This is a genomic window from Saccharomonospora iraqiensis subsp. paurometabolica YIM 90007 (assembly GCF_000231035.2).
In the GTDB taxonomy this organism is placed as follows: domain Bacteria; phylum Actinomycetota; class Actinomycetes; order Mycobacteriales; family Pseudonocardiaceae; genus Saccharomonospora; species Saccharomonospora paurometabolica.
The window spans coordinates 9,603-19,607 of the sequence record NZ_KI912250.1; the positions used below are offsets into that span (position 1 = coordinate 9,603).

Below are 10,005 nucleotides of genomic sequence, written 5' to 3' on the forward strand. Positions count from 1 at the left end.
ACCGGCGGCGCGCCGGGCGCCTCCGGCGAACCCCTCACCCCGGACCGGCTCGCGCGGCTGCGTGCTGAGGGCGCGCTCACCCGCCCCGACGGCCCCGCGGTCGTGGTGTACGGACTGGAGTCCGCGGGGCACCGACAGACCGGGGTGATCGTCGAGGTCTCCGTGGCCGCCTACCGCGACGAGCGGGTGCGTCGGCACGAGGCCACCGACCCGGAGCGGGAACGCAGGCTGGTCGAATTCACCGGCAGCACGGGAACCGAACAGGTGCCCGTGCTGCTGATGCACCCCTCCCGACCCCGGCTGGCCGCGCTGCTGGACCGCGTGACCGCGAGCCCGCCCACGGTGCGGCTGAGCCCCCGCGGCGGCCCCGCACACAGCGTCTGGTTCGCGACCGAACCCGCCCTGGTGCATGCCCTCGGCGAGGAACTCGCCGGGATCGACGCCTGCTACATCGCCGACGGCCACCACCGCATGGCGGCGGCCGCCCGCTACGCCGACCGCTCCCCCGGCCCCGAGGGCGACGGCGACGCGGCGTACACGCTGGCCGCGGTGTTCCCGAGCGAACAGCTGCGCATTCTGGGCTACCACCGCTACGTCACCCGCCCGCCCGGACGGGCCGCCGCCGATCTACTGGGCGCGATCGCCGCACGACCGGTGACCGCGCACCTGGCGGAGTGCTCGGCAGCCGAGGCGGTACGCACCGGGCCCGGCGTCGTCGGGATGCATCTCGACGGCCGCTGGTACCGGGTGGGGTTGCGCGCCCCGGCGGAGCGGGCCGACGACGGGGCCGCCGCGGGGCCCACGGACGCCCGGGCCGCGCTGGACGTGGTCGCGCTCGACGAGGAGATCCTCGCCCCGGTGTTCGGGATCGGCCGGGTCGACGCGGACACCGACGTCACGCCGTTCCACGACGACGAGGACCCGGCCGAGATCCGGCGCTGGTGCGCCGGACACGACGCGATGGCCTTCCTGCTGCACCCGCCGGACGTGGAGCAGGTGATGGCCGTCTCGGACGCGGGCGCGGTGATGCCCCCGAAGTCGACCTTCTTCACGCCGAAGGCCGGCACGGGGCTGTTCATCCGCGAGCTGCCCTGACAGCTCAGGAGGCGATCGAGCAGCGTCAAGCCGGGGGCCACGCGGCCTCAACGGGACACGAATGTCCCCTTGATCGGGATCGTGCGTACCAACCCACGCTCACGCAGCAAGGCGACCGCACGACGGGTCGTGCCGATCGAGATCCCGTATTCGTCGCACATACCCCGCTCATTCGGCAGACGCGCACCCGGTCGAAGCTCCCCGGCCTCGATCCGCGCCTGCACATGGTCAGCGACCTGCTGATACAGGTGGCGCTCGTCGTCTTCCAGGTACTCGAAGGGCGGCACAGTCACGAGCCGGAACTTATCCCTGACCACCGCAACCCAAACCGAGAGGAAGCGTTCGATCGTGTCAATTACGTATTAGTAGGTATAGGACGCGTCCTATTGCGTCCTATGATCGACGCCATGAGACCACGCACCCCTCACCAGACATCCACCTGCACGCGGCTCACGTCGTGGCGGGAGTGGGGCTCGTGATCGCGCGCGATCGGGAACTGTTGTGCCGAGCGGCCGAGGTGATGCACTCCTTCGGCCCCGTGGTGGTCGAGCTGATGCAGCGCCAGGACGGCGGCGAACTCCCCGCCGCACCGGTACGCGAGGTCGGCAACGCCTTCGTCGCCCTCGCCCACGACTTCCTCGACCGTGCCGATGAACTCGACGCCCGGACGATCGAAGCGGACACGGATGCGCGATGACCTCACCACGCTCCTGCCGCACGTGGGGCAGCTCCCGCCGCACCTGCTCCCGACCACGACGGATCCCGTGCCCACGCCGGAAACCGACGTGATGCGCCGAGTCCTGGCCGCCCTGCGGTCCTGGGGCGCAGCCCCGTGCGCGGTGTGCGGGGTGAATCCGGTGACCCGACCCGACCGGCCCCGCGGCACCGTCGACGGCCGCTTCTGCACCGACTGCATCCAGGACTGCCTCGACGACCCCCGGCGCGAGCACTGGTGCCCCGTCGACACCCTCGGCGCCGCGGGCGGGTAGCGACCGGCCGGGGCCGGGACCGGTTGACGTACAACCCATCGGTTGTATGATTGCTCGTGTGACCGAGAGCGACGAGGACCGGGCCGATGCCCTGTTCCACGCGCTCGCCGACCGCACCCGCCGGGACATCCTGCGCAGGGTGCTGGCCGGGGAGCACTCGGTCTCCGGGCTCGCGGCGAACTACGACATGAGCTTCGCCGCGGTGCAGAAACACGTCGCCGTCCTGGAAAGGGCCGGGCTGCTCGTCAAGCGGCGCAGCGGGCGCGAGCAACTGGCCAGCGGGGACGTGACGGCGGTGCGGTCGGTGGCGTCCCTGCTCACCGAGCTGGAGCAGATCTGGCGTGGCCGTATCGCGCGCATCGACGAACTGATCGCAGCCGACCCCACGGCCGGCCTCAACGAGGAGGAATGACCCGATGCCCGTCATCGACACCGAGCACGACCTGGACAACCGGACCCTGACCATCACCGCCGAGTTCGACGCACCCGTGCGGCGCGTCTGGCAGGTCTACGCGGACCCGCGCCAGCTCGAGAAGATCTGGGGCCCGCCGACCTACCCGGCGACCGTGGTCGAGCACGACCTCACCCCCGGTGGGCGGGTGCACTACTACATGACCAGCCCCGAGGGCGAGAAGTTCGCCGGGTACTGGAAGGTCACCGCGGTCGACGAGCCGCGCAGCTTCTCCTTCGAGGACGGATTCTCCGATCTCGACTTCAACCCGAACCCGGAGCTGCCGGTCTCGACCAACGTCTACACCTTCACCGAACACGACGGCCGCACGCGGGCGACCTACGTCTCGACCTTCGCCAGCGCGGAGGCTCTGCAGAAGGTGCTGGACATGGGCATCATCGAGGGCGCCACCGGCGCGATCAACCAGATCGACGGACTCCTCGCGTCCTGAACTGCCGGACACGGAGGACGCACCGACCGCGTGGCGGGGCGGTGATTCGACATGCCTCACCGACGTGCCGCCACCGCTCCCACCCGGCGAGTTCGGACTCCGGCAACGCCTCGGCGAACGAGTCGGGCACCGTGTACGGGACGAAGCCGAACTCGCGGTCCGGCGCTTCCTCCGCAAGGGAGAATCGCGGGATCGCCGTATCGATCCCAGAAATCATACGTCGGTCCCGGTTTCCTCCGGACGCCGTTGCCGCGCGACGTCTGATCCGACCCACGCGGCGAGACGCAAGGCTGCTTCGGTGTAGTCAACGGCACCGGTGGAGACCCCGATGACCAGGTCGTATGCGTCATCTTCCGGAGCGTCCAGGTCGAGTCCGTTCAATCCGTAGAACGTGAACGCGGCCATCCAGGCCAGCCGCTTGTTCCCGTCGACAAGCGGATGATTACGCGCGAGAGACTCCAGCAGAACGGCTGCCTTCTCGTGCAGGGTCGGATAGGCGTCCTGACCGAACACGGACACCCGCGAACGGTGTGCAGCGGCATCGAGCAGCCCCGGATCACGGACGTCAGGCACACCCAGATCCGCCGCGAGAACCAAAAGATCCTCGAGCGTGAGGTACTCCACCATCACTGCGCGAGGCGGTCCAGGAGAGTGGCATAGCGATCCCGGCCTTCCCGGGAAAGCGCCCGCACGCGATCGTCCCGGACGCGCCGGGCCGCCGCTTCGGTGATCGCCCGCGCGGCGGCCTCCTGCTTACTGACACCCTCGACGTCCGCCAGCAACGCCAGGGCGCGCTCCTGCTCCTCGGTCAACCGGAGAGTCATCGCCATGGCACGATGCTACCACTTTGGTATCAAGATCACACCGCGAAGCGACACGCACCGGAGCGTGCCGGACGGGGTCACCAGGGGACGACGCCCTCGTCGTTGAAGAAGCCGCCGCAGGGTCCATCGTCCGGGAGGGTGGCGAGCCGGATCGCGATCGCGGCACCCTGTCCGGGCGTGCGCACCCCGTTGAAGCCGGTGAACTCGGTCGCGACATACCCGGGGCAGCCGGCGTTCACAAGAATGTTCGTATCGGCGAGGCTGCGGGCGTACTGGGCCGTGATGCTGTTGAGCATCGACTTCGACGGCGCGTACGCGGCCAGGACCGGCCCGGTCTGCCGGGTCAGCGAACCCATGTCGCTGGACATGTTGACGATGCGCGGCGACTCCGCACGGCGGAGCAGCGGCAGCATCGCGTTGGTCACCCGGACGACCCCGAACACGTTCGTGTCGAGCACGGTGCGGACGACGTCGAGGTCGAGCGTCGTCGGGTCCTGCGCGCCACCGTCGGTGCGGCCTCCGATGCCCGCGTTGTTGACGAGCACGTCGAGCCGCCCCGCCGTCCGTTCGACGGTCGCCGCCGCCGCGGCGACGCTCTCGTCGGAGGTGACGTCGAGGGCGAGTCCGAACGCGTCGACGCCGGCGGCGCGCAGTGTCCCGACCGCCTCGTCGCGCCGGACGTCGTCGCGGGCCCCCACCGCGACCGTGTAGCCGAGCTCCCCGAGTCCCCGGGCGATGGCGAAACCGATTCCCTTGTTCGCGCCGGTGACCAGCGCGGTCTTCGTCTCGTTCACGCCTTCCATGCTCGGCGGGCCGCGCGCCCGGTGTCCAAGACCGATCCGGTACGCCGTGATACTCACCAGGTATCAGGCGTAGGCTCCGTGTGGTGGACGACCTCGAAACCCGCGAGCTCCGGTATTTCGTCGCCGTGGCCGAGGAGCTGCACTTCGGCCGGGCCGCCGAGCGGCTCGGGATCGCCCAACCGCCGCTGTCCCGTGCGATCAGTCGGATCGAACAGCGGCTCGGTGTCCGGCTCCTGTCCCGGGATCGTCGGGGCGTGGCACTCACCGACGCGGGCAGGGTGCTGCTCCGCGAGGCCGCGGCGGCCCTCGACGCGGTCACGGCCGCCACGCGCCGGACGCGCCGCGCCGGGGACCCACAGCGGCCGCTGGTGCTCGTGTCGAAGTCCGGCGCCTCCCACGAGCTGCTGCGCAGTCTCCTCGACGCGGTTACGGACGAACCCGGTGCGGCACCGGTCGAGGTCTCCCTGTGTGAGATCGGCGAGCAGGCACGGCTGCTCCGCGACGGGCGCGCCGACGTGGCCCTCATGCACCGCCCGTTCGACGACCTCGCCGGGTTCGACACCGCGGACCTCCACGTCGAGGGCCAGGTCGCGATCCTGCCCGCGGGGCATCCGCTCGCCGCCCGCGAGCGGCTCACACTCGCGGAGATCCGCGACGTGCCGGACCTGCCGCTCGCCCGGTGGCCCCGGCTCGACGGGTCCTACCCGGACGGTCCCGGGCCGGAAGTGCGCAGCCAGTCGCAGCTCGCCCAACTCGTCGCGCTCGGCAGGACGCTGCTCGTCATCCCGGCCTCCAGCCGTGCCTGGCAGTGGCCCGACCACGTCGCGGTGCCGGTCGTCGACGCGCCGGAGGTCACCACGGTGCTCGCGTGGCCGCCGAACAGCCGCTCCCCGGCGGTCGCCGCGCTCGTCCGCGCCGCGGCCGGGCTCGGCGACACCACGCCGTCCCCGACCCAGCGGGGAGGGCGGGGCCACGGCACGGAGGGCCCGGAACCCGCCGTCAGTCGGTGATCCTGGTGGCGGTGCCGGTGACGGTGACCCGGGGATCGTCGGGTGCGACGTCCACCAGGAGTTCACTGCGCCGGCCCATGTCCTCGCCCTGCACGACCGTGATACGCCGGGGCCGGGTGACCTGCCCCAGTTCGCGGAGGTAGCCGCCGAGCGCGGCCGCCGCGGCCCCGGTCGCCGGGTCCTCGACCACCCCGCCGACCGGGAAGGGGTCGCGGGCGTGAACGGTGTGCTCGTCCTCGAGCCGGAACAGCTGCACGGTGGTCCAGTTCTGCCGCCGCATCAGGTCCCCGAGCGCGTCGAAGTCGTAGTCCAGTTCGGCCAGGCGTTGCCGGGAACCCGCGGCGAGCACGAGGTGGTCGTTCCCGCCGAAGGCAACGTGGGGCGGAAAACGCGTATCCAGCTCTCCGGGTGACCAGCCCAGTGCCCGCAGCGCGGCGTCGACGTCCTCGGGGGAGGCCGGCCGGGAGCGGGTGGGGACGCTGGTGAGACCGGCGACGAGCGTGTCGTCCCCGTCGGTCCCGATCTCGATCTCGCCCGCCTGCGTGCCGAAGACCATGCGGCCGGTCCCGTGGCGTTCGGCCAGCGCGACGGCAGTGGCGACGGTGGCATGCCCACAGAAGGCGACCTCGGCCAACGGGCTGAAGTAGCGCAGCGTGTACCGCCCCGCCGCCGGGTCGGACGCGGTGACGAACGCGGTCTCCGAGTCCCCGACCTCGGCCGCGATCCGCTGCATCCGCGCCTCGTCCAGGCCCGCAGCGTCGAGGACGACCCCCGCCGGGTTACCTCCGGACGGGTCGGTGCTGAATGCGGCGTAGCGAACGACGTCGACCATGCCTGTCACTCCTTCCCCGATGCCGCGATCACACCGCCCTGCGGGTCACCGAGGAGCGTGTTCCGGAAGCCCGGGGTATCGAAGGGCTCCAGCAGAACGCGCCCGCCGAGCCTTTCGGCTCGCTCGGCCAGTGCGTCGACGTCCTGCACGGCGAAGTTGACGCTCCAGTGCGGCGGCACCGCGGCGCCGTCGGTCGCCGCTGCGACAGCGACGACCTGCTCGTCGAGTCGCCAGTAGGCGAACGGATCATCGGTCGATGCGTCGAGCACCCAGTCGAACACGGCGCCGTAGAATTCCTCCGCCCGTGTGAGGTCGGTGGTGTGCAGCGCGCTCATCGCCCACGACCCGGGCTCGTCCGCCAACTCCACGTGACTGCGGGATCCGGCCTCCCAGAGCCACAACGCGACACCGGTGGCATCGGCAACGCCGGCCATGCGCCCGTGGTGAGCCACCGCGAACGGGCCGGACCGCCGAACCCCTCCCGCCGACTCCACGCGGGCGAGCGTGTCCTCCAGGTCGGCGACCCGAACGTAGGTGCGCCACCCCCCAAGGCCGTCGACCCGGGCCTGGCCGATACCGGCGACGAGCCGCCCCTCGAGACGAGCGGGGAAGTACGCGTCCCCGGCTCCGCTCGGCAGGGACAGCGGATCATCGAAGCACCACCCGAACAACTCTCCGTAGAAGCCCCGGGCAGCGGCGGCATCGGGGTGAAAGAGGTCCACCCAGCACGGCGCCCCGGCTGAGGAGATGTCGCGTTCGGTCATCAAGCTTCCTTCCCTCGTCACCCAAAGGTCCTCCCTCTTTCGGGCGGAGGGAGGGCACCCACTCTGCAGACCGCACGCGGAGAGCACAAAAGCTTTTTACTCACCGGAGTTGTCGGCGGCCGGAATCGGCCCGCCGGTCGGAGACACCGACTGCGCCCGCTCGGCCAGCGGCACGGACGAGTCGAGGCCCGGGTTGAAACTCCCGGCCGAGACCGGGACGAGGGGTACCGCAGACCCCTATCGTGACCGGGGAGATGACGGTCGTGTCACTGCGTGCGTCCACGCTCGCCGGGGGCAGGCGTCATTCGGTCGGTCTCCGCACGGACGGAACTGTCGTGGCCACGTGGCGAAAGATCATCGCCATCGCTGCGGGCTGGCGCCGCACTCTCGGACTGTGCGCCGACGGCACCGTCGTGGCTGCCGAGCGCAACGCCCAACGGCAGTGCGACGTCGCTGCGTGGCGCGACATCGTCGGCCTCGGCGCTGGCGACTGGCATTCCGTCGGTGTCCGGGCGGACGGACAGCGGTCGCCGCGGGCAACAACCGATACGGACAACGCGACGTGCACGAGTGGCGTGACATCGTCGCGGTCGCCGCAAGTTCCGCCCACACGCTAGGCCTGCGCGCCGACGGCACTGTCCTCGCCGCGGGCAACGCAGCGGACGGTCGATGCGAGGTCGCCGCATGGCGCGGCATTCGAGCACCCCGCTGATGACCGGTCGGAGGGAGTCGGACCGGCAACACCGGCGACGACTCCCTCCGCCCTTGCCCGAGACAAAACGGGTCGTGACTACACGTTGAAGCGGAACTCGACCACGTCGCCGTCGGACATGACGTACTCCTTGCCCTCCATGCGGACCTTGCCCGCCGCGCGGGCGGCGGCCATCGACCCGGCCGCCATCAGGTCCTCGTGGGAGATGATCTCGGCCTTGATGAAGCCGCGCTGGAAGTCGGAGTGGATCGCGCCCGCCGCCTCCGGGGCGGTCGCGCCCTGCGGGATGGTCCAGGCGCGGGCCTCCTTCGGCCCGGCGGTGAGGTAGGTCTGCAGGCCGAGCGTGTGGAACCCGGCACGGGCCAGGGCGTTCAGGCCCGGCTCGGACTGGCCGACCGATTCCAGCAGCTCCAGCGCCTCGGCCTCGTCGTCGAGCTCCAGCAGCTCGGACTCGACCTTGGCGTCCAGGAACACCGCGTCGGCGGGCTCGACCAGCTTGGTCAGCTCGGCGCGCTTGGCCTCGTCGGTGAGCACGCCCTCGTCGGCGTTGAACACGTAGAGGAACGGCTTGGTGGTGAGCAGGCTCAGCTCCCGCAGGCCGTCCATGTCGAGCTCGGACTGCGCGGCGAACAGGGTGCGGCCCGAGTCGAGGATCTCCTTGGCCTTCTTCGCGTTCTCCAGCGCGGGCCGGTTCTCCTTCTTGGTCCGCGCTTCCTTCTCCATCCGGGGCAGCGCCTTGTCCAGCGTCTGCAGGTCGGCCAGGATCAGCTCGGTGTTGATCGTCTCGATGTCGGACATCGGGTCGATCCGGCCGTCGACGTGGGTGACGTCGCCGTCGTCGAACACGCGGATGACCTGGCAGATGGCGTTGGCCTCACGGATGTTGGCCAGGAACTTGTTCCCCAGCCCGGCGCCCTCGGACGCGCCCTTGACGATCCCCGCGATGTCCACGAACGACACCGTCGCCGGGACGGTGCGGGCCGAGTCGAACATCTTCGCGAGTTCGTCCAGCCGCGGGTCCGGCAGGGGCACGACGCCGACGTTCGGCTCGATCGTGGCGAACGGGTAGTTCGCCGAGAGCACGTTGTTCCGGGTCAGGGCGTTGAACAGGGTCGACTTGCCCACGTTGGGCAGGCCGACGATGCCGAGGGTCAGACTCACGACTGCCCAGTGTACGTGCCGGGGATGCCGGTCCGGTCAGCCGTCGTCCTCCTCACCGTCACCTCCGCCCCCGCCGCCCTCGTCGTCGCCTTCACCGCCACCTTCGCCGCCGTCGCCACCTTCGTTGCCGTCGCCACCTTCGTTGCCGTAGCCGCCGCCGTTGTCCTCCTGCTCCTGCTGGTCGCCGCCGTTGTCCTCCTGCACCGGCTCCTCACAGGCGGCCGAGAAGCCCAGGGCCGCGACCGCGGCGGTGGCCGCCACGGCCGTACGGAACGAGGTGCGCTGCATCCGCTTCGTCATGGCACGACCGTAGAACCCCGCGAGGATCCCCGCACCTCGGCGGTGATGTCCGATTTCCGCGAGCCACCGGGCTGACCGGGTGGCACGATCGGAGGCATGATCCGGCTCACCGGCGACACCCCGCCCCCGTCCGGGGCCGTGTGGCGGGACACGGAGCGCTGCTACCGCGCCGTGAGCTCCCGCGACGCGCGCTTCGACGGGCAGTTCGTCGTCGCGGTGCGCACCACGGGCATCTACTGCAGGCCGTCCTGCCCCGCCATGACGCCGAAGCGCGGCAACGTCGACTTCTTCCCCACGGCCGCCGCCGCGCAGACCCACGGCTACCGGGCGTGCCGCCGGTGCCTGCCGGACGCGGTGCCCGGCTCGCCCGAGTGGAACGTCCGGGCCGACCTCGCGGGCCGCGCGATGCGGCTGATCGCCGACGGCTTCGTGGACCGCGCCGGAGTGTCCGGCCTCGCCCGGACCCTCGGCTACTCGCAGCGCCAGCTCGGCCGGGTGCTCACCGCCGAACTCGGCGCCGGTCCCCTCGCGCTCGCCCGCGCCCACCGCGCGCACGCCGCCCGGCTGCTGACCGAGCTGTCCGACCTGCCGCTGACCGACGTCGCCTTCGCCG

General features: G+C 71.2%; 16 protein-coding genes. 8 read left to right on the plus strand and 8 right to left on the minus strand.

Going from position 1 to position 10,005, the window contains the following annotated elements; all coding sequences use genetic code 11:
• Nucleotides 1-1,095 (plus strand): DUF1015 family protein (locus SACPADRAFT_RS28170; RefSeq protein WP_007025157.1); only part of this gene is annotated, 1,095 nt, incomplete at its 5' end.
• Between the two features lie 47 nt (nucleotides 1,096-1,142).
• Here the strand turns inward: SACPADRAFT_RS28170 and SACPADRAFT_RS0216070 are convergent.
• The gene (locus SACPADRAFT_RS0216070) at nucleotides 1,143-1,388 is read right to left on the minus strand and encodes a winged helix-turn-helix domain-containing protein (RefSeq protein ID WP_028662505.1); all 246 of its coding nucleotides are present in this window, start codon (nucleotides 1,386-1,388) and stop codon (nucleotides 1,143-1,145) included.
• A gap of 182 nt (nucleotides 1,389-1,570) precedes the next feature.
• Between SACPADRAFT_RS0216070 and SACPADRAFT_RS0216075 the strand changes: the two genes are divergently transcribed.
• The 4 genes from SACPADRAFT_RS0216075 to SACPADRAFT_RS0216090 are packed head-to-tail and all read left to right on the plus strand — an operon-like array spanning nucleotide 1,571 to nucleotide 2,986.
• Nucleotides 1,571-1,792, plus strand: a complete 222-nt coding sequence (locus SACPADRAFT_RS0216075) for a hypothetical protein (RefSeq protein WP_007025159.1) — start codon at nucleotides 1,571-1,573, stop codon at nucleotides 1,790-1,792.
• Nucleotides 1,782-2,084: a hypothetical protein gene (locus tag SACPADRAFT_RS0216080; protein WP_007025160.1), complete on the plus strand. Its 303-nt coding sequence runs from the start codon at nucleotides 1,782-1,784 to the stop codon at nucleotides 2,082-2,084. The genes SACPADRAFT_RS0216075 and SACPADRAFT_RS0216080 overlap by 11 nt, the downstream gene beginning before the upstream one ends.
• A 46-nt stretch (nucleotides 2,085-2,130) precedes the next feature.
• Nucleotides 2,131-2,496: an ArsR/SmtB family transcription factor gene (locus tag SACPADRAFT_RS0216085; RefSeq protein WP_007025161.1), complete on the plus strand. Its 366-nt coding sequence runs from the start codon at nucleotides 2,131-2,133 to the stop codon at nucleotides 2,494-2,496.
• Between the two features lie 4 nt (nucleotides 2,497-2,500).
• A complete protein-coding gene (locus SACPADRAFT_RS0216090) occupies nucleotides 2,501-2,986 on the plus strand; it encodes an SRPBCC family protein (RefSeq protein ID WP_007025162.1) in 486 nt (161 codons plus the stop codon).
• 213 nt (nucleotides 2,987-3,199) lie between these two features.
• On the opposite strand, the gene SACPADRAFT_RS0216095 is transcribed toward SACPADRAFT_RS0216090, so the two are convergent.
• From SACPADRAFT_RS0216095 to SACPADRAFT_RS0216105, 3 genes are all read right to left on the minus strand, one after another.
• Nucleotides 3,200-3,613 (minus strand): type II toxin-antitoxin system death-on-curing family toxin, encoded by a 414-nt coding sequence (locus SACPADRAFT_RS0216095; RefSeq protein WP_007025163.1) that lies wholly within the window; start codon nucleotides 3,611-3,613, stop codon nucleotides 3,200-3,202.
• A complete protein-coding gene (locus tag SACPADRAFT_RS0216100) occupies nucleotides 3,613-3,816 on the minus strand; it encodes a hypothetical protein (RefSeq protein ID WP_007025164.1) in 204 nt (67 codons plus the stop codon). Before SACPADRAFT_RS0216100 ends, SACPADRAFT_RS0216095 begins: the two co-directional genes overlap by 1 nt.
• A 71-nt stretch (nucleotides 3,817-3,887) precedes the next feature.
• Nucleotides 3,888-4,613, minus strand: coding sequence for an SDR family oxidoreductase (locus SACPADRAFT_RS0216105; RefSeq protein WP_007025165.1), 726 nt, complete (start codon nucleotides 4,611-4,613; stop codon nucleotides 3,888-3,890).
• Nucleotides 4,614-4,696: 83 nt separating this feature from the next.
• On the opposite strand from SACPADRAFT_RS0216105, the gene SACPADRAFT_RS0216110 reads away from it, so the two are divergent.
• On the plus strand, nucleotides 4,697-5,623 hold the full coding sequence (locus SACPADRAFT_RS0216110) for a LysR family transcriptional regulator (protein ID WP_040924492.1): 927 nt from the start codon (nucleotides 4,697-4,699) through the stop codon (nucleotides 5,621-5,623).
• On the opposite strand, the gene SACPADRAFT_RS0216115 is transcribed toward SACPADRAFT_RS0216110, so the two are convergent.
• Nucleotides 5,613-6,455, minus strand: coding sequence for a PhzF family phenazine biosynthesis isomerase (locus SACPADRAFT_RS0216115; protein WP_007025167.1), 843 nt, complete (start codon nucleotides 6,453-6,455; stop codon nucleotides 5,613-5,615). The genes SACPADRAFT_RS0216110 and SACPADRAFT_RS0216115 overlap by 11 nt on opposite strands.
• Before the next feature lie 5 nt (nucleotides 6,456-6,460).
• On the minus strand, nucleotides 6,461-7,219 hold the full coding sequence (locus tag SACPADRAFT_RS0216120; RefSeq protein WP_007025168.1) for a VOC family protein: 759 nt from the start codon (nucleotides 7,217-7,219) through the stop codon (nucleotides 6,461-6,463).
• Between SACPADRAFT_RS0216120 and SACPADRAFT_RS34430 the strand changes: the two genes are divergently transcribed.
• Nucleotides 7,203-7,931, plus strand: coding sequence for an RCC1 domain-containing protein (locus SACPADRAFT_RS34430; RefSeq protein WP_324604548.1), 729 nt, complete (start codon nucleotides 7,203-7,205; stop codon nucleotides 7,929-7,931). The two genes, SACPADRAFT_RS0216120 and SACPADRAFT_RS34430, sit on opposite strands and share 17 nt — an antisense overlap.
• Nucleotides 7,932-8,009: 78 nt before the next feature.
• Here the strand turns inward: SACPADRAFT_RS34430 and ychF are convergent, their stop codons facing one another.
• Together ychF and SACPADRAFT_RS0216130 are read right to left on the minus strand one after the other, a co-directional pair.
• The gene (ychF, locus tag SACPADRAFT_RS0216125; protein ID WP_007025169.1) at nucleotides 8,010-9,092 is read right to left on the minus strand and encodes a redox-regulated ATPase YchF; all 1,083 of its coding nucleotides are present in this window, start codon (nucleotides 9,090-9,092) and stop codon (nucleotides 8,010-8,012) included.
• A gap of 36 nt (nucleotides 9,093-9,128) precedes the next feature.
• Entirely contained in the window at nucleotides 9,129-9,392 is a 264-nt protein-coding gene (locus tag SACPADRAFT_RS0216130) for a hypothetical protein (protein ID WP_007025170.1), read from the minus strand.
• A 96-nt stretch (nucleotides 9,393-9,488) separates the two neighbouring features.
• On the opposite strand from SACPADRAFT_RS0216130, the gene SACPADRAFT_RS28175 reads away from it, so the two are divergent.
• Nucleotides 9,489-10,005, plus strand: a 517-nt coding sequence (locus SACPADRAFT_RS28175; RefSeq protein ID WP_007025171.1) for an Ada metal-binding domain-containing protein, incomplete at its 3' end; no start/stop codon positions are given.

Bases quoted from the DNA above. Each gene is read 5' to 3' on its own strand.
- SACPADRAFT_RS0216105 (WP_007025165.1), bottom strand. From the start codon at position 4,613: ATGGAAGGCGTGAACGAGACGAAGACCGCGCTGGTCACCGGCGCGAAC.
- SACPADRAFT_RS0216120 (WP_007025168.1), bottom strand. From the start codon at position 7,219: ATGACCGAACGCGACATCTCCTCAGCCGGGGCGCCGTGCTGGGTGGAC.
- SACPADRAFT_RS0216095 (WP_007025163.1), bottom strand. From the start codon at position 3,613: ATGGTGGAGTACCTCACGCTCGAGGATCTTTTGGTTCTCGCGGCGGAT.
- SACPADRAFT_RS0216100 (WP_007025164.1), bottom strand. From the start codon at position 3,816: ATGGCGATGACTCTCCGGTTGACCGAGGAGCAGGAGCGCGCCCTGGCG.
- SACPADRAFT_RS34430 (WP_324604548.1), top strand. From the start codon at position 7,203: ATGTCGCGTTCGGTCATCAAGCTTCCTTCCCTCGTCACCCAAAGGTCC.
- SACPADRAFT_RS0216115 (WP_007025167.1), bottom strand. From the start codon at position 6,455: ATGGTCGACGTCGTTCGCTACGCCGCATTCAGCACCGACCCGTCCGGA.
- SACPADRAFT_RS0216085 (WP_007025161.1), top strand. From the start codon at position 2,131: ATGATTGCTCGTGTGACCGAGAGCGACGAGGACCGGGCCGATGCCCTG.
- SACPADRAFT_RS0216080 (WP_007025160.1), top strand. From the start codon at position 1,782: ATGCGCGATGACCTCACCACGCTCCTGCCGCACGTGGGGCAGCTCCCG.
- SACPADRAFT_RS0216090 (WP_007025162.1), top strand. From the start codon at position 2,501: ATGCCCGTCATCGACACCGAGCACGACCTGGACAACCGGACCCTGACC.
- SACPADRAFT_RS0216130 (WP_007025170.1), bottom strand. From the start codon at position 9,392: ATGACGAAGCGGATGCAGCGCACCTCGTTCCGTACGGCCGTGGCGGCC.